The organism is Cellulosimicrobium cellulans (genome assembly GCF_007679345.1).
In the GTDB taxonomy this organism is placed as follows: Bacteria; Actinomycetota; Actinomycetes; order Actinomycetales; family Cellulomonadaceae; genus Cellulomonas; species Cellulomonas cellulans_A.
In genome coordinates, this window is the sequence record NZ_VEGH01000010.1 from 16,192 (window position 1) to 33,912 (window position 17,721).

The window sequence follows — 17,721 nt, forward strand, 5'->3', positions numbered from 1 at the left end:
CCGGCGAACTCGCGCCCCCGCCGCGGAAGGATGGGGGCGTGTCCTCCATCCGCGTGCGCCGCGCCGGCGTCGTCACCGCTTCGGCGCTGCTCCCGCTGCTCGCCCTGCGCGAGCGCGAGCGGCTCGACCGCGCCACGCCCGGTGATCGCGACGCCGTCGCGTCGGTGCTGCTGCTCGCGCGCCTCGCCGTCGCGGAGGCGTGCGGGGTGGAGCCGGACGCCGTGCGGGTGCGGCGGCGCTGCCCCCGCTGCGGGTCGGCGGCGCACGGCGTCCCGATCGCGGATCGCGTGGACGGGGGGCCGGTGCCGCACCTGTCGCTGAGCCGCGGGCGCGACGTGGTGGTCGTGGCGCTGACCGACGTCGGGCCCGTCGGGGTCGACCTCGAACCGACGAGCGCGGGCGTCGCACGCGCGCGCCCGGGCCCGGAGCACCCGCGACCCCACGTCGAACCCGCCACGCCGGGCGCCGGGTGGGCTCGCACCGGTGAGGATCTCGCGCGCGTCGTGCTCGCGCCCGGGGAGCCGCCCGCGGCCGGGCCGCACGGGCTGCTGCGCACGTGGGCGCGCACCGAGGCGGTGCTCAAGGCCGCGGGGACGGGGCTCGCGGTCGACCCGCGGTCGCTGCGGGTGTCCGACGCGGCCGGGCGGCCGGAGGTGCGGGTCGTGGACCCGGCCGCCGTCGCGGGCCTCGCGCCCGCGCCCGGCACCCGCTGGTGGCTCACGGACCTCGACGTCGGTGCCGACCACGTCGCCGCGCTCGCCGCGCTGCTGCCGCCGAGCGCGCCCCCGGCGGTCGACGACCGCACCCTCCCCCTCCCCTGACGGGCGCCCGCCGCCGAGGTCGAGCGTCTCCGCCGAGGTCGAGCGGTTCAGCGGGCGCGCCGCGGGCGAACGCTCGACCTCGGCGGCCGGGGGCGCGTCAGCGCCGGCGCGGGAGCGGCGGGAGCGGTGCCGCGGCGACCCACGCCGCCAGCACCGGGCCCGCGTCCGTCCCCGCCACGTCCGCGATGCACGCCGCGAGCGCCGCGGTCGTCACCGTGCCGTGCCGGTGGCGCGCCGTCCACGCGCGGAGCACGTCGAAGAACGCCGCGTCGCCCAGGTCGGTCCGCAGCGCGTGCAGGGTGAGGGCACCGCGCTTGTAGAGCCGGTCGTCGAACATGAGGTCGGGGCCGGGGTCGCCGATGACCAGGTCCTGCGGCAGGCCCGCGAGCCGCTGGTGCACGGTCCGGGCCTGCGCGTCCGCGGACCGCCCGCCGGCGTGCTCCTCCCAGAGCCACTCCGCGTAGGCGGCGAACCCCTCGTGCAACCAGATGTCCCGCCAGGTCGCCGCGGTGAGGCTGTTGCCGAACCACTGGTGCGCGAGCTCGTGGGCGACCAGGCGCTCGGTGCCGCGGTGGCCGTCGACATGGTTGGCGCCGAACACGGAGAGGCCGTGCGCCTCGAGCGGGATCTCCAGCGGGTCGTCGGTGACCACCACGTCGTACCGGTCGAACGGGTAGGGCCCGAACCGGTCGACGAACAGCTCCATCATCGCGGGCTGGCGCGCGAAGTCGTGGGAGCGCGCGGCCCGCAGCCGCGCCGGGGCGACGACGTCCTGCGGCACCGGCCCGGTCGCCAGGGCCGCCCGCTCGTACCGGCCGACCTGCACGGTCGCCAGGTAGGGCGCGGTGGGCTCGCGCTGCTCGAACTCCCAGCGCACCCGGCTGGACCGCTGGCGGCGGGAGACGAGCGCGCCGTTGCACACCACCTCGTAGCCGACCTCGGTGGTGACGGCGATCCGGAACGCGGCCTTGGCGCAGGGCCGGTCGTCGCACGGGAACCAGGACGGGGCACCGTCGGGCTGCCCGGCCACGATGACGCCGTCGGTCAGCTCCTCCCAGCCCACCTCGCCCCACGGTCCGCGGCGCGGGCCGGGGCTGCCGCCGTAGTGCACCTCGACGGTGATCGGTGCACCCGCCGCGACCGGCCGGGCCAGCCGCACCTCGAGCCGCCCGTCGCGCACCGCGAACCGGGCGGGCCGCCGGCCGTCCACCAGCACCCTCGACACCTGCAGGCCGACCAGGTCGAGCGACAGCCGGTCCAGGTCGGCCGCGGCGGTCGCGTGCACGACGGCGCGCGCGTCGAGCCGGTTGGTCGCGACCCGGTAGTCCAGGTCGAGGTCGTACCGCGCGACGCGCAGCCCACCCGGGCCGCGGTCCGGCAGGTACGGGTCGACGCCGGCCGCGACCTCTGCGGGCCCCGTCGACGCCGGTGCGCCCGGGCCGCCCGTCACGCCGTCACCGGCGCGACGGGGTTGCCGGTCCAGCGGCTGCCCGCCGGGATGGTCTCGCCGCGCAGCACGAGCGAGGCGGGGCCCACGGAGGCCCCCGCGCCGAGGGCCGCGGCGGGCAGGACCACGCCGTGCGGGCCCACGCTGGCGCCGTCGTCCAGGCGGACGGTGTCGATGCTCATCACCCGATCATGGAACAGATGCGTCTGGAGCACGCACCCGCGGTTCACCGTCGCCCCGTCGCCGAGGGTCACGAGGTCGGCCTCGGGCAGCCAGTACGTCTCGCACCACGCCCCGCGCCCGATGCGGGAGCCGAGCGCCCGGAGCCACAGGGTCATGGCCGGCGAGCCGACCGTCGCCGGCCCGAGCCACGGGACGGCGACCACCTCGAGGAAGGCGTCGGCGAGCTCGTTGCGCCAGATGAACCCGCTCCACAGCGGGTGCTCCCCCGCGCGGATCCGGCCGACCAGCGCCCACTTGGCGACGACGGCCACGGCGCAGGCGAGCGCCGCGGCGCCCACGACCACCACCGGGGACAGCAGCGCCGCCGCGCCCAGGCCGCGCGCGTGCGCGACCTCGCCGAGGACCAGCAGCACCGCGACGCCGACCCCGAACGCCACCACGACCGCGAGCAGCCGGCAGGCCTCGACCAGCGCCCGGGCGACGCGCAGCCGCGTCGGCGGGTCGAACGTGCGGGAGGTGTCCGCGTCGCCCGGGGTGCGGCGCAGCGGCTCGGGCGGGGAGCCGAGCCAGGACGTGCCCGGCTTGGCCCGCTCGGGCGCGCCGGACAGCACCGCGACCAGCCCCCGCTTCGGCACCGCGCGCCCGGGCGCGATCATCCCGGAGTTGCCGAGGAAGGCGTACTTCCCGACCTTCGCCCGCTCGACGCGCAGCCAGCCGCGGCCGAGCTCGTAGGAGCCGATCAGCGTGTCGTCCGCGAGGAACGACCCGGCGCCGACCGAGGTGAGCGACGGGAGCATCAGCACGGTCGACGCCTCGACGTCCCGGCCGACCCGCGCCCCGAGCGCGCGCAGCCACAGCGGCGTCAGCGTGCTGGCGTACAGCGGGTAGAGCGTGCTGCGCGCGTCGTCCATGAGCCGCTGGGTGGCCCACACCTGCCAGCCGACCCGGCTGCGCACCGGGTGGTACCCCTCCGCGACGCCGATCCCGAGCACCCGGACGCCCGCGAGCGTCACCGCCGCGAGCACCGCGAACGACGCCAGCGCCGCGAGCGGGACGGCCCGCAGCGCGTCGTCCCACGCCCCGCCCCACGTCCCGGCGTCCCGCAGGTCCGCGGCCACCACGAGGAGCCCGACGACGGCCGCGACGACCGGCAGCGCGGCCAGCGCCGCGGCGGTGGCCCCGTACACGGCCACCCACCGGCGTCCCCGCGGCGCCCGGCCGGCGGGCCACGACTCGGCGGCCGGACCGACGAACGCCGCCGGGGAGCCCGCCCACAGCTCGCCCGGCGCGACGCCGGACAGCACCGCGGAGCCGGCGGCGACCTGCGCGCCCTGCCCGATCCGGACGCCCGGGGCGAGGGTGCTCCGGGTGCCGACGGTGGCGCGCTTGTCGATCCGCACCCGCCCGACGTGCAGCACGTCGCCGTCCAGCCAGTGGCCGCGCAGGTCGACCTCGGGCTCGACGGCGCACCGGTCGCCGAGGGTCAGCAGGCCGGTGACCGGTGGCGCGGTGTGCAGGTCCACGTCGGCGCCGACCTTCGCGCCGAGCGCGCGGGCGTACACCGCGGTCCACGGCGCGCAGGACAGGTTCTCCGCGCCCGCCGCCGCGGCCCAGCTCTCGGCGAACCACAGCCGCAGGTGCACGGACCCGCCGCGCGGGTACCGGCCCGGCCGCAGCCCGCGGAGCAGGGTGCGCGCGACCAGGACCGTGGACCCCATCCGGCCGAGCGGGCTGATCAGCAGCACCCAGCCCAGCGCGAGCCACCACCACGAGGCCGGCACCGGCGTCAGCCACGGCACCAGGCCGGTGACCGCGAGCAGCTGCTCGGCCGCGAGCAGCCAGGTCAGCCAGCGGAGCCCGACCAGCGCCGCGAGCGGTACGCCGAGGAGCGTCTGGACCGCCTGCGCGCGCCGCGGCGTGGGCACGACGACCCGCTCGGCGACCGGCGCCGCGGGCTCGAGCTCGTCCAGCCGCCGGGCCAGGTCGGCCAGCCGCGGGTACTCGTACACGTCGGCGACGGTCACGGTGCCGAACCGCTCGCGCAGCGCGGACACGAGCTGCGCCGCGACCAGGCTGCCGCCGCCGGCGTCGAAGAAGTCGTCGTCCGGGCCGGCCACGGGCGCGCCCAGCGCGGCGGTCCAGCGCTCGGCGACCCAGGCCGCGGTGGGCGTGAGCCCCGCGGCTGGTCCGGCGCCCGCGTCCCCGCCGCCCGCGGCACCCGCGGGCGCGGCCCCGGGCAGCGGCCACGGGAGCGCGTCGCGGTCGACCTTGCCCGACCCGCGGGTCGGCAGCGCGTCGACGACCCCGAGCAGCGGCACCAGCGCCGCCGGGAGCACCGCGCGCAGCCGGGTCCGGGCGTCCGCGAGGTCGAGCGTCGTCCCCTCGGCCGGCACCAGGTACCCGGCCAGCACCGCCGTCCCCGCGGGCGTGCGACGCACCGCGACGGCCGCGCCGGCGACGCCCGGCAGCCCGCCCAGCGCCGCCTCGACCTCGCCCAGCTCGATCCGCCGGCCGCCGATCTTGACCTGGTCGTCCGCGCGCCCGACGAACAGCAGCCCCGCGCGGTCCAGCCGGACCACGTCGCCGCTGCGGTAGGCGCGGTCCCAGCCGAGCCCGGGCGCGGGGGCGTACTTCTGGGCGTCCTTGGCCGGGTCCAGGTACCGCGCCAGGCCGACGCCGCCGATGATCAGCTCGCCGGTCTCGCCCTCCGCGACCGGCGTGCCGTCCTCGCCGACGACCGCGAGGTCCCAGCCGTCGAGCGCCAGCCCGATCCGGACCGGACCCTCGCCGGTCATCCTGGCCGCGCACGCCACGACGGTCGCCTCGGTCGGCCCGTAGGTGTTCCACACCTCCCGGTCCGGGGTGACCAGCCGCGCCGCGAGCTCGGGCGGGCACGCCTCGCCGCCGAAGATCAGCAGCCGCACGCCGGCCAGCTCCTCGGAGCGCCACAGCCCGGCGAGGGTCGGCACCGTCGAGATGACGGTGATCTGCTGCGCGACCAGCCACGGCCCGAGGTCCATCCCGGTGCGGACCAGCGCGCGGGGCGCGGGCACCAGGCAGGCGCCGTGCGCCCACGCGAGCCACATCTCCTCGCAGCTCGCGTCGAACGCCACCGACAGTCCCGCGAGCACCCGGTCGCCGGGGCCGAGCGGCGCGCCGGCGAGGAACAGCCGGGCCTCGGCGTCGACGAACGCCGCCGCGGACCGGTGCGTCACGGCCACGCCCTTGGGCGCGCCCGTGGACCCGGAGGTGAAGATGATCCAGGCGTCGTCGCCGAGCCCCGGGCCGCGCACCGCCGCAGCAGCGGCCGCCCCGCGCCGCCGCCCGGCCGCGACCAGCGCCGGCAGGTCGCCCTCGGCCAGCACCCGGTCGACCGCCGCCTCGGCGAACACGGTCCGCGCGCGCTCGTCCGGGTCGTCGACGTCCACCGGCACGTAGGCGGCGCCCGCGGCGAGCACCGCCAGGATCGCCGTGTACAGCTCGGCGATGCCGGACGGCACCCGCACGCCGACCCGCGAGCCCGGCCCGATGCCCTCGGCCGCCAGCGCCGCCGCGGCGGCCCGCACCACCGCGTCGAGCTCGGCGTACGTCAGCACGGTCGTGCCGTCGTCGATCGCCGGGGCGTCGCCGTGCGCCGCGACCGTCGCCGCCAGCACGTCCGCCAGGGTCCGCGGCGCAGGCGCCAGCCCCGACCGCAGCAGCCCGTCCGGTTCGCCCACGTGTTCCTCCCGCCCGTCGGCCGCGCCACGTCCCGGGCGGCCGACGGGCACTGTGACACACGGTCCGCGCCGCCGCCGCGCCGGCCCGCGACCGTTCACCGGGGCGTCGCCCGGCGTTCGCGTCCCGGTCACCGGCCGCCGCGTCGGGAGAACCCCCGACATCTGGGAAGATGTGTGCCCATGACCGACCTGTCCCCCGCCGCCACGCCCGCCGCACCCCCGACGACCGCCGCCGCGGCCGTACGCGCGGTGCGCGAGGTACCGGACCGGGTGTCGCTCGACGGCGTCGAGGACCGCTGGGACGGCGCGTGGACCGAGCAGGGCACGTACGCGTTCGACCGGTCGAAGACCCGCGAGCAGGTGTACTCCATCGACACCCCGCCGCCCACCGTCTCCGGCTCGCTGCACGTGGGCCACGTGTTCTCGTACACGCACACCGACGTCGTCGCCCGGTACCGCCGGATGCGCGGCGCCGAGGTGTTCTACCCGATGGGCTGGGACGACAACGGCCTGCCCACCGAGCGCCGCGTGCAGAACTACTTCGGCGTGCGCTGCGACCCGTCGCTCCCCTACGACGAGACCTTCGAGCCCCCGCACGTCGGCGGCGAGGGCAAGAGCGTCAAGGCCGCCGACCAGGTGCCGATCAGCCGCCGGAACTTCGTCGAGCTGTGCGAGCGGCTGACCGTCGAGGACGAGCAGCAGTTCGAGGCGCTGTGGCGCCGGCTCGGCCTGTCGGTCGACTGGTCGCGCACCTACCAGACGATCTCCGGCGAGGCCCGCGCCGTCGCCCAGCAGGCGTTCCTGCGCAACCTCGCCCGCGGCGAGGCGTACCAGGCCGAGGCGCCGGGCCTGTGGGACGTGACGTTCCAGACCGCCGTGGCGCAGGCCGAGCTCGAGGCCCGGGACTACCCGGGCGCGTTCCACAAGGTCGCGTTCCACCGCGACGGCGCCGACCCGGTGTTCATCGAGACCACCCGCCCCGAGCTGCTGCCCGCCGTGGTCGCGCTCATCGCGCACCCCGACGACGAGCGCTACCAGCACCTGTTCGGCACGACGGTGACCAGCCCGCTGTTCGGCGTCGAGGTCCCCGTGCTGGCCCACCCGGCCGCCGAGCCGGACAAGGGCGCGGGCATCGCGATGTGCTGCACCTTCGGCGACCTGACCGACGTGCAGTGGTGGCGCGAGCTGCAGCTGCCGACCCGCTCGGTGATCGGCCGCGACGGCCGCCTGGTGCGGGACACCCCGGACTGGATCACGGACGAGGCCGGCCGCGCGCTGTACGGCGAGCTGGCCGGCAAGACGACGTTCTCGGCGCGCGAGGCGGTCGTGGCCGGCCTGCGCGAGTCGGGCGACCTGGACGGCGAGCCGCAGGCGACCCAGCGCAAGGCGAACTTCTTCGAGAAGGGCGACAAGCCGCTCGAGATCGTCACCTCGCGCCAGTGGTACATCCGCAACGGCGGCCGGGACGCCGACCTCCGCGAGCAGCTGCTCGCCCGCGGCACCGAGCTCGGCTTCCACCCCGACTTCATGCGGGTGCGGTACGAGAACTGGGTCGGCGGCCTGAACGGCGACTGGCTCGTCTCCCGCCAGCGGTTCTTCGGCGTGCCGTTCCCGGTCTGGTACCCCGTGTCGGCCGAGGGCGAGGTCGACCACGACCACCCGATCCTGCCGGCCGAGGACCAGCTGCCGGTCGACCCGTCGTCCGACGTGCCCGCCGGCTACACCGCCGAGCAGCGCGGCGTCCCGGGCGGCTTCGTCGGCGACCCCGACATCATGGACACCTGGGCGACGTCGTCGCTGTCCCCGCAGATCGCGGGCGGCTGGCGGTCCGACCCCGACCTGTTCGAGCGGGTGTTCCCGATGGACCTGCGCCCGCAGGGGCAGGACATCATCCGCACCTGGCTGTTCTCGACGGTCGTGCGCTCGCACCTGGAGCACGGCTCGCTGCCGTGGAAGGACGCGGCGATCTCCGGCTGGATCCTGGACCCCGACCGCAAGAAGATGTCGAAGTCCAAGGGCAACGTCGTCACGCCGATGGGCCTGCTCGAGGAGCACGGCTCGGACGCGGTCCGGTACTGGGCGGCCTCGGCCCGCCTGGGCACCGACGCGGCGTTCGAGGTCGGCCAGATGAAGATCGGCCGCCGCCTGGCGATCAAGGTGCTCAACGCGTCGAAGTTCGCGCTGTCGTTCGGCCCCGCCGCGCAGGGCGCGTCCGCGCTCGACGCCTCGCTGGTCACCGTGCCGCTGGACCGGGCGATGCTCGCGGGCCTGGCCGACGTGGTCGACCGCGCGACCGCCGCCCTGGAGGCGTACGACCACACCCGCGCCCTGGAGCTCACCGAGACGTTCTTCTGGACGTTCTGCGACGACTACCTGGAGCTGGTGAAGGACCGCGCGTACGGCGCCGGTGCCGAGGCCTCCGACGTGACGCCGGAGACCGCCTCGGCGCGCGCCGCGCTGAACGTGGCGCTCGACGTGCTGCTCCGGCTGTTCGCCCCGGTGCTGCCGTTCGCCACCGAGGAGGTCTGGTCCTGGTGGCGCGAGGGCTCGGTGCACCGCGCGCCGTGGCCGGTCGCGGAGCCGCTGCGCGCCGCCGCGGGCGACGGGGACCCGGCCGTGGTCGCCGCCGCCGGCGCCGCGCTCGCCGCGCTGCGCAAGGTGAAGTCCGAGGCGAAGGTCTCGATGCGGACCGAGATCCTGCGGGCCCGCCTCGAGGTGCCGGCGGCGCTGCTGCCGGGCGTGCAGGTGGCGCTGGGCGACGTCCGCGCCGCGGGCCGGGCCACCGGGGACCTCGACGTCGTCGAGGTGCCGGACGCCCCGGACGCGACGGTCGTCGCCCGCGACGCCGAGCTGCTCCCCCCGGAGCCGAAGCAGAAGCCGACGGCCTGACCGCCGCCCGGCACCCGCTCGCGAGGGCGCACCCACACCGGGGTGCGCCCTCGCGGCGTCGTGGCACCCTGGGACTCTCGTCCCACCCCGGTGGGTTCTGCATACGTATCCTCGCCGATGTATAGTTGTGCGGCCGTCCGTCCCCCACGAGGAGTCACTCCATGCGCACCCGCACCCTCGCCGCTCTGCCCGCCGCCGTCGCGGCGGCGCTGCTGCTCGCCTCCTGCGGCGGGAGCGGCGACGACACCGCCGCGTCCGACGGCGGGGTCCAGCTCGTCAGCGACGGCACGCTGACCGTCTGCACCAACCCGCCGTACGAGCCGTTCGAGTACGAGGAGGACGGCGAGGTCGTCGGCCTCGACATCGCGATCGTGAACGAGGTCGCCACCGACCTGGGCGTCACGCTCACCACCAAGGTGACCCCCTTCGAGGGCATCCAGTCGGGCGCGGACCTCAACACGGACAACTGCGACGTCGTCGCCTCCGGCATCACCATCACCCCGGAGCGCCAGCAGAAGATCGACTTCTCCGACCCGTACTTCGACGCCGACCAGGGCCTGCTGGTCCCGGAGGGCTCGGACCTCGACAGCGTCGAGGCGCTCGAGGGCAAGACGATCGGCGTGCAGCAGGCGACCACCGGCGAGACCTGGGCCACCGACAACGGCCTGCAGACCGTCCAGTTCGAGGACCTCGGCCTGCAGATCCAGGCGCTCAAGACCGGCCAGGTCGACGCGGTCGTCAACGACATCGCCGTGCTCGGCCCGTACGTCTCCGAGGGCTTCGAGGTCAGCGCGAACTTCTCCACCGGCGAGCAGTACGGCCTCGGCGTGAAGCAGGGCAACACCGCGCTGCTCGACCAGATCAACGCCACCCTCGAGCGGATCCGCGAGGACGGCACCTACGACGAGCTGTACACCCAGTACATCGGCACCGCCCCGATGACCTCGGAGACCGCGTCGGCGTCGCCGAGCCCGTCGGACGGCTGACGTGACGACCACCTCCACCCCGGCGCCCGGGACGCTGCCCGCGTCCCGGCGCCGGTGGAGCCCGCGCCGGCGCGCTCGGGCGTTCCGGCTCGCGCAGTACGCGCTGCTCGCGGTCGTCCTCGTGGTCGTCGCGCTGGCGATCGACTGGGAGGACGTCGGCACCAACTTCTTCAACGCCGACGCCGCTGCCACGATCGCCGAGCGCATCCCCGCCGCGTTCCTCAAGACGCTCGAGTACACGTTCGCCGGGTTCGCCGTGGGCCTGTCGCTGGGCACCGTGCTCGCACTCATGCGGCTGTCCTCGGTGGGCCTCTACCGCTGGCTCGCGATCGTCTACATCGAGTTCTTCCGCGGCATCCCGGCGCTGCTCGTGGTGATCTCCTTCGGCTACGCCGTTCCGATCGCCTTCGGCGTGAACATCCCGTCGGTCACCCTGAAGGCCGCGCTCGCGCTGGGCCTGGTGTCCGCCGCGTACATCGCCGAGACGCTCCGCGCCGGCCTGCAGGCCGTCCCGAAGGGGCAGGTCGAGGCCGCCCGGTCGCTGGGCATGTCCCACGGACGCACGCTGCGCCAGGTGGTCGTCCCGCAGGCGTTCCGGATCGTGCTCCCGCCGATGACGAACGAGTTCATCCTGCTGACCAAGGACACCTCCCTGGTGTTCCTGCTCGGCCTGACCGCCAACGAGTTCGACCTCACCAAGATCGGCCGCGACGCGCTCAACAACGCGCAGGGCGGCCTGACGCCGCTGTTCCTCATCGGCGCCTGCTACCTGCTCATCACGCTCCCCCTGGGCCAGCTCGCGCGGTACCTGGAGAAGCGCACCGGCGCGAGGAGCCGCACATGACCGCCGCCGCACCGACCGGCGCCCCCGTGGTCCGGATCGCCGGCCTCCGCAAGGCGTTCGGCGAGCGCGAGGTGCTCACCGGCATCGACCTGGACGTGCACGCCGGCGAGGTCGTCTGCGTCATCGGCCCGTCGGGCTCCGGCAAGTCCACGCTGCTGCGCTGCGTCAACCTGCTCGAGCAGCCGACCGGCGGCGACGTCGAGGTGCTGGGCGTCGACGTGACCGACCCGGACGTCGACATCGACCAGGTCCGCACGCACGTCGGCATGGTGTTCCAGCAGTTCAACCTGTTCGCGCACAAGACCGTGCTGGAGAACTGCACGATGGCGCAGCGGGGCGTCCTCAAGCGCTCCGCGGCAGAGGCGGACCGGATCGCCCGCGCCAACCTCGAGCGCGTCGGCCTCGCGGACCGCGCGGACGCCCACCCGGCGCAGCTGTCCGGCGGCCAGCAGCAGCGGGTCGCGATCGCCCGGGCGCTGTCGATGGACCCGCAGCTCATGCTGTTCGACGAGCCGACCTCGGCCCTCGACCCGGAGCTGGTCGGCGACGTGCTCGGCGTCATGCGCGACCTGGCCGACGCCGGCATGACGATGATCGTGGTGACGCACGAGATGGCGTTCGCCCGGGACGTCGGCGACCGCGTCGTGTTCATGGACGGCGGCGTCATCGTCGAGGACGGCCCCGCGGACCAGGTGATCGGGGCGCCCCGCGAGGCGCGCACCCGCACGTTCCTGCAGCGGGTGCTCGACCCGACGCACACCGACGTGGCCTGACGGCCCGCGCCGCGCACGACCGCACCGGGTCGTCGGGATCCCACGATCCCGGCGGCCCGGTCTTGTCGCCGGGGGTCCCGGGTCGGCGCACAGGCGGCCGATACCATGGCGCGAACGGTCGTCGCCGCTCGTCAGCGCGGTGCGGCCCCGGTCCCCCGACCCCCGCACCAGGAGCACCGATGCGCGAGTTCAGCGCCGACACGCCCGCCCCGCACGACCCCGCGCTCAACGTGCCCGGCCTGCTGCTGCGGCGCCTGGCCCGCGGCGCGTCGAGCGTGATCTTCGAGCGCTCGACCGGGCTCGGTGGCTCCTGGGCGCCGGTGACGGTCGCCGAGTTCGTCCACGAGGTGACCGCACTCGCCAAGGGCCTGGTCGCGCGAGGGCTCGAGCCGGGTGACCGCGTCGCGATCATGTCCCGCACCCGGTACGAGTGGACGCTCACCGACTTCGCCGTGTGGTTCGCCGGCGGCGTGGGCGTGCCGGTCTACGAGACGTCCTCGGCCGAGCAGGTCGAGTGGATCCTGTCGAACTCCGGCGCCTCGCTGGTGGTCGTCGAGACCGCCGCGCACGCCGCGGTCGTCGGCCACGTGCGCGACGCCGTGCCCGCCGTGCGCGAGGTCGTGGTGATCGACGAGGGCGGCCTCGCCGACCTGGTCGCCGCGGGCGCCGAGGTCGCCGACGCCGAGATCGAGCGCCGCCGGTCCCTGGCCACCGCCGCGGACCTCGCGACGATCATCTACACCTCCGGCACCACGGGCCGGCCCAAGGGCGTCGAGCTGAGCCACGGCAACTTCGTGGACAACGCCCGCAACGGCGTCGCCGCGCTCGCCGAGGTCTGCGCCACCCCGGGCTCGCGCACCCTGCTGTTCATGCCGCTCGCGCACGTGTTCGCGCGGTTCATCCAGATGGTCGCGATCGAGGCGGGCTCCCCGCTCGGCCACACCCCGGACACCCGGAACCTGCTCGCCGACTTCGCCTCGTTCCGGCCGACGTACATCCTCGCCGTGCCGCGGGTGTTCGAGAAGGTCTACAACTCCGCGGAGCAGAAGGCCGGGCACGGCGCGAAGCTCAAGCTGTTCCGCTGGGCGGCGAAGGTGTCGATCACCTACTCCCGCGCCCTCGACACCGCCCCCGGGCCGTCCGCGCAGCTCAAGGCGGCGCACGCCCTCGCGTCGTCGCTGGTGCTGCGCAAGCTCCGGGACGCGATGGGCGGCTCGCTCCGGTACGCGATCTCCGGCGGCGCCCCGCTCGGCGAGCGGCTGGGGCACTACTACCGTGGCCTCGGCCTGGTGGTCCTGGAGGGCTACGGCCTGACCGAGACCACCGCCCCGTCCGCCGTGAACCGCCCCGGCCTGATCAAGATCGGCACCGTCGGCCCCGCGTACCCGGGCACCTCGCTGCGGGTCGACGACGACGGCAACGTGTTCGCCAAGGGCCCGCACGTGTTCCGCGGCTACCACGACAACGCCGAGGCCACCGCCGAGGTGCTGGACGCCGACGGCTGGTTCGCGACCGGCGACATCGGCCAGCTGGACGACGACGGCTACCTGCGCCTGACCGGCCGCGCCAAGGAGCTCATCGTCACCGCGGGCGGCAAGAACGTCGCGCCCGCCGTGCTGGAGGACCGGTTCCGCGGCCACCCGCTGGTCAGCCAGGTCGTCGTCGTCGGCGACGGCCGCCCGTTCATCGGCGCCCTGGTCACCCTCGACGCCGACATGCTCCCGGGCTGGCTGTCGATGCACGGCCTGCCGCCGATGGACGTCCGCGCCGCCGGGAAGCACCCCGAGGTGCTGGCGGCCCTGGACCGCGCCGCCGCGCGCGCCAACGAGGCCGTGTCCCGCGCCGAGTCGATCCGCAAGGTGCGCGTGCTCGACGGCGACTTCACCGAGGCCAACGGCTACCTGACCCCGAGCCTGAAGGTGAAGCGCGCCCTCGTCCTGAAGGACTTCGCGTCCGACGTCGAGGAGCTCTACGTCGACACCCGGGAGCACTGACACCGCCGAGGGCGCACGCGACACCGCGAGGGCGCACGAGATCTCGTGCGCCCTCGCGGTGTCTCACGCGCCGTGGCGCGGCGATCAGACCACGTCGTGCAGGCGGCGCTGGTCGGCCGACTGCGACGGCACCGCCTCGCTCGGCGTGGAGCCGTCCGTGTAGCGCAGCACCGCGCCCACCCCGTCGACCGCCTCGACCTGCCCGTCGAGCGCGATCGCGAGCCCGGCGTCCTGCCCGAGCGCGGCGCGCAGCAGCGCCACGGCGGCGGGCATCGTCCGCGCGCCCTCCGTGACGCCGATGCCGGCGAGGTCGTCCTCGCTCGTGGCGATCTGCAGCGGGTCCGGGCCGACCCACAGCTGCCGGTCGGCGAGCGCCGAGCCGGGCAGCGTGACGTCCTCGTGCAGCACGAGCGCGCGCACCTGCCCCCGCTGGAGGACCGTCACCACGTCGTCGACCGACGTGACGGCCGCTCCCCCGCGGCCCAGCTCCTCGCGGTACCGCGCGAGCGTCTCCTCCCGCCGGCGCTGCCGGAACGCCTCCAGCGCCTCCGCCACCCGCTGGTGGAAGACGTCCTGCTTGACGCCGTCGGCGCGGGAGCCGCCGGGGACCTCGACCACCAGGTCCTTCGTGCGCGGGGCGACCGCGTGGCACAGCAGCGACACCGCGCGCACGTCCCCGGTGACGAGCACCACCTCGGGCTTCTTCTCGACCACCTGGCGGTCGAGCTCCGCCGCGACCGTCTCGGCGTTGCGCTCCCAGGAGTCCTCGGCGCGCATCTGCACCCGCCGGGCCTTCCAGCCGTCGCCGGTCTCCTTCACCTTGCGCAGCTCGTCGTGGCTGCCCTCCACGCTCTCCTTCTGCGCGGTGCGCAGGCCGGAGCCGTCCGACCAGGTGAGGTCGGCGCCCTGGCGGTCGACCTCGACCAGCAGGAACCGGGTCGCCTGGTCCGCGGCGCGCACGGCCGGCAGCAGCACCGGCACGTCGTCCAGGTGCGCGGTCGACTGCGCCGGGGCCTCCTTGAGCACGCGGTCCACCACGACGCCCTCGGCGTCCGCGATCACCACGCGCCCGTGCGGGCCGGCCACGCCGGTGGGCCGGGTGACCCGCTCCTCGATCTCGTCGAGCACCGTCGCCGACGCCCCGGAGCGCTCGAGCTCCCTGCGCAGGGCCCGCCACCGCCCCGCGACCTCCTCGTCGCCCGACGCGTCAGCGCGGGTGGCGTCGAGATGGATCGTCACGAACGGGGCGGGACGTCCGAGCAGGGGCTTGAGCCAGTGCAGTTCCACGAGCGACCTCCGAGGGTCCGGTTGCGTGGGTCGTGCCGGCGCAGCGCCGTCCGGGCCGCACCGACCGACCGGTCCTGACCCCTCCCACCCTCTGACAGCCCGTCGCAGCGCGCCACCCCGGCGCGGGTCCGAGTTCGCCCGGCGGTCGCCGCCGTCCCGGATGCCGGGCGCGCGCGGGCCGGGGCGGTCAGTCCGTGACCGGGTCGTCCGAGGCGGTCGCGGGCGCGCGCTGCCCGTCGGGGCCGGCGGCGATCTCCTCGTGGTGCCGGATGACCTCCTCCACGATGAACGCGAGGAACTTCTCGGCGAACACCGGGTCCAGGTCCGCGGCGTGCGCGAGGTCCCGCAGCCGCGCGACCTGCTGGGCCTCGCGGCCCGGGTCGGACGCCGGCAGCCCCAGGCGCGCCTTGAGCACGCCGACCTGCTGGGTCGCCTTGAACCGCTCCGCGAGCAGGTGGATCAGGGCCGCGTCGATGTTGTCGATGCTGCCGCGCAGGCGCGCGAGCTCGGGCGGGGGTCCGGCGGGAGGAGTCGTCACGCCCCCGATCGTAGGGGGCGGGAGGGTCCGCTCAGGCGCTCTTCTCGCGGGGCGTGCGCTTGGCGGGCGCCTGCCGCGGGACGAGCGTCGGGTTGACGTTCTCCAGCACCACGCCGCGGTTCACGACGACGCGCTCGACGTCGTCGCGGCTCGGCACCTCGAACATCACCTGCTGGAGGACCTCCTCCATGATCGCCCGCAGGCCGCGCGCCCCGGTGCCGCGCAGCAGCGCCTGGTCGGCGATCGCCTCGACGGCGTCCTGCGTGAACTCGAGCTCGACGCCGTCGATCTCGAACATCCGCTGGTACTGCTTCACGAGGGCGTTGCGCGGCTCGGTGAGGATCCGCACCAGCGCGGACTGGTCGAGCGGCGACACGGTGGTGATGACCGGGACGCGGCCGATGAACTCGGGGATGAGCCCGAACTTCAGCAGGTCCTCCGGCATGACGTCGCCGTAGACGTCCTTGTCGTCCGCGCTGTGCAGCGGGGCGCCGAAGCCGATGCCCTTGCGTCCCGAGCGGCTGGTGATGATCTCGTCCAGCCCGGCGAACGCGCCCGCCACGATGAACAGCACGTTCGTCGTGTCGATCTGGATGAACTCCTGGTGCGGGTGCTTGCGGCCGCCCTGCGGGGGCACCGAGGCCGTGGTGCCCTCGATGATCTTGAGCAGCGCCTGCTGCACGCCCTCGCCGGACACGTCCCGCGTGATCGACGGGTTCTCGCTCTTGCGGGCGATCTTGTCGATCTCGTCGATGTAGATGATCCCGGTCTCGGCCTTCTTCACGTCGAAGTCGGCGGCCTGGATGAGCTTGAGCAGGATGTTCTCGACGTCCTCGCCGACGTAGCCCGCCTCGGTGAGGGCCGTGGCGTCCGCGATCGCGAACGGGACGTTGAGCATCCGCGCGAGGGTCTGGGCGAGGTACGTCTTGCCGCAGCCGGTGGGGCCGATCAGCAGGATGTTCGACTTCGCGATCTCGACCGAGTCCTCGGCCTGCGCGGTGCCGACCGACGGGGTCGCCTCGCCCGCCTGGATGCGCTTGTAGTGGTTGTAGACGGCGACCGCGAGCGACCGCTTGGCGGGCTCCTGGCCGACGATGTACTGCTCGAGGAACGCGAAGATCTCCTTCGGCTTGGGCAGCTCCACCATGCCGATCTCGGTGGCCTCCGCCCGCTCCTCCTCCATGATCTCGTTGCACAGCTCGATGCACTCGTCGCAGATGTAGACGCCCGGTCCCGCGATCAGCTTCTTGACCTGCTTCTGCGACTTCCCGCAGAACGAGCACTTGAGAAGGTCGGCGCCGTCCCCGATGCGAGCCACGTGCGTCCCCTTCCCTCGGTGCGACCGGTCGGTCGCGAGTCACTGCGCTCTCGGGCGGACCGGCCACCGCCGACCGCCCATCGGTCCATTGCACACCACGGCGGGCCCGGTGTCAGCCCGCCACGCACCGGGGGCCGGGCGTGTCGGCCGGGTTCGCCCGTCCGCCACGCCCGGCCCCCGTGCGCATCACGGCTCGACGCGGGTCGCGATCGCGCCCTTGCGGCTCTCGAGCACCTGGTCGACGATCCCGTACTCGTGCGCCTGCTTGGCGGTGAGGATCTTGTCGCGCTCGATGTCCTGGCGGACCTTGTCCAGCGGCTGGCCGGTGTGGTGCGCGATGGTCTCCTCGAGCCACTCGCGCATCCGGATCAGCTCGTTGGCGTGGATCTCGATGTCCGACGCCTGGGCGTAGCCGCCGCCCTCCATCGCGGGCTGGTGGATCAGCACGCGGGCGTTCGGCAGCGCCAGGCGCTTGCCCGGGGTGCCGGCGGCCAGCAGGACCGCGGCGGCCGAGGCCGCCTGGCCCAGGCACACCGTCTGGATCTGCGGCTTGATGTACTGCATCGTGTCGTAGATCGCGGTCAGCGCGGTGAACGAGCCGCCGGGCGAGTTGATGTAGAGCGTGATGACGCCGTCGGGGTCGGTCGACTCCAGGACCAGCAGCTGGGCCATGATGTCGTCCGCGGAGGCGTCGTCCACCTGCACGCCGAGGAAGATGATCCGGTCCTCGAACAGCTTGGTGTACGGGTCCTGCCGCTTGAAGCCGTAGGCCGTGCGCTCCTCGAACTGGGGCAGCACGTAGCGGGACGACGGCGAGGTCGCGACGGACCCGGCGGTGCCGCCCCAGCCGCCGGCGAGGCGCCCGGCGCGGGCGATGAACTGCGACTCGGTGCTCACGAGTTCTCCTAACGAGGTCTGTGGT

Annotated in this window: 12 protein-coding genes; 6 read left to right on the plus strand and 6 right to left on the minus strand. The window is 75.0% G+C overall.

Features of this window, described 5'->3' with window-relative positions; translation table 11 throughout:
• The first annotated feature begins 38 nt into the window (after window positions 1-38).
• Window positions 39-821 (plus strand): 4'-phosphopantetheinyl transferase family protein, encoded by a 783-nt coding sequence (locus FS882_RS13960; RefSeq protein ID WP_158373726.1) that lies wholly within the window; start codon window positions 39-41, stop codon window positions 819-821.
• Between the two features lie 97 nt (window positions 822-918).
• Here the strand turns inward: FS882_RS13960 and FS882_RS13965 are convergent, their stop codons facing one another.
• Complete coding sequence (locus FS882_RS13965) at window positions 919-2,271, minus strand: M1 family metallopeptidase (RefSeq protein ID WP_158373728.1); 1,353 nt, start codon at window positions 2,269-2,271, stop codon at window positions 919-921.
• Window positions 2,268-6,332 (minus strand): Pls/PosA family non-ribosomal peptide synthetase, encoded by a 4,065-nt coding sequence (locus FS882_RS13970; RefSeq protein ID WP_158373730.1) that lies wholly within the window; start codon window positions 6,330-6,332, stop codon window positions 2,268-2,270. Before FS882_RS13970 ends, FS882_RS13965 begins: the two co-directional genes overlap by 4 nt.
• 18 nt (window positions 6,333-6,350) lie before the next feature.
• Here FS882_RS13970 and valS point away from each other — a divergent pair, with 18 nt between their 5' ends.
• From valS to FS882_RS13995, 5 genes are all read left to right on the plus strand, one after another.
• Window positions 6,351-9,059 (plus strand): valine--tRNA ligase, encoded by a 2,709-nt coding sequence (gene valS / locus FS882_RS13975; protein ID WP_158373732.1) that lies wholly within the window; start codon window positions 6,351-6,353, stop codon window positions 9,057-9,059.
• Between the two features lie 161 nt (window positions 9,060-9,220).
• Entirely contained in the window at window positions 9,221-10,045 is an 825-nt protein-coding gene (locus FS882_RS13980; protein WP_158373734.1) for a transporter substrate-binding domain-containing protein, read from the plus strand.
• Window positions 10,046-10,079: 34 nt separating this feature from the next.
• Window positions 10,080-10,889: an amino acid ABC transporter permease gene (locus FS882_RS13985; RefSeq protein WP_158373962.1), complete on the plus strand. Its 810-nt coding sequence runs from the start codon at window positions 10,080-10,082 to the stop codon at window positions 10,887-10,889.
• Window positions 10,886-11,662 (plus strand): amino acid ABC transporter ATP-binding protein, encoded by a 777-nt coding sequence (locus FS882_RS13990; protein WP_158373736.1) that lies wholly within the window; start codon window positions 10,886-10,888, stop codon window positions 11,660-11,662. The genes FS882_RS13985 and FS882_RS13990 overlap by 4 nt, the downstream gene beginning before the upstream one ends.
• Window positions 11,663-11,841: 179 nt before the next feature.
• Complete coding sequence (locus tag FS882_RS13995; protein WP_158373738.1) at window positions 11,842-13,656, plus strand: AMP-dependent synthetase/ligase; 1,815 nt, start codon at window positions 11,842-11,844, stop codon at window positions 13,654-13,656.
• Window positions 13,657-13,740: 84 nt separating this feature from the next.
• Here FS882_RS13995 and FS882_RS14000 read toward each other — a convergent pair whose 3' ends face one another.
• The 4 genes from FS882_RS14000 to FS882_RS14015 all read right to left on the minus strand — a co-directional run bounded on the left by FS882_RS14000 (window position 13,741) and on the right by FS882_RS14015 (window position 17,696).
• Window positions 13,741-14,943: a hypothetical protein gene (locus FS882_RS14000; protein WP_158373740.1), complete on the minus strand. Its 1,203-nt coding sequence runs from the start codon at window positions 14,941-14,943 to the stop codon at window positions 13,741-13,743.
• Between the two features lie 187 nt (window positions 14,944-15,130).
• Entirely contained in the window at window positions 15,131-15,481 is a 351-nt protein-coding gene (locus tag FS882_RS14005; RefSeq protein ID WP_158373742.1) for a chorismate mutase, read from the minus strand.
• A gap of 31 nt (window positions 15,482-15,512) precedes the next feature.
• Window positions 15,513-16,799 (minus strand): ATP-dependent Clp protease ATP-binding subunit ClpX, encoded by a 1,287-nt coding sequence (clpX, locus tag FS882_RS14010; RefSeq protein WP_158373744.1) that lies wholly within the window; start codon window positions 16,797-16,799, stop codon window positions 15,513-15,515.
• Window positions 16,800-16,985: 186 nt separating this feature from the next.
• Entirely contained in the window at window positions 16,986-17,696 is a 711-nt protein-coding gene (locus FS882_RS14015; RefSeq protein ID WP_147796219.1) for an ATP-dependent Clp protease proteolytic subunit, read from the minus strand.
• Window positions 17,697-17,721: the final 25 nt, after the last annotated feature.

Excerpts from the sequence above, each read along its gene's own strand:
- FS882_RS13970 (WP_158373730.1), bottom strand. The coding sequence starts at position 6,332 with ATGTCGGGGGTTCTCCCGACGCGGCGGCCGGTGACCGGGACGCGAACG.
- valS (WP_158373732.1), top strand. The coding sequence starts at position 6,351 with ATGACCGACCTGTCCCCCGCCGCCACGCCCGCCGCACCCCCGACGACC.
- FS882_RS13980 (WP_158373734.1), top strand. The coding sequence starts at position 9,221 with ATGCGCACCCGCACCCTCGCCGCTCTGCCCGCCGCCGTCGCGGCGGCG.
- FS882_RS13990 (WP_158373736.1), top strand. The coding sequence starts at position 10,886 with ATGACCGCCGCCGCACCGACCGGCGCCCCCGTGGTCCGGATCGCCGGC.
- FS882_RS13995 (WP_158373738.1), top strand. The coding sequence starts at position 11,842 with ATGCGCGAGTTCAGCGCCGACACGCCCGCCCCGCACGACCCCGCGCTC.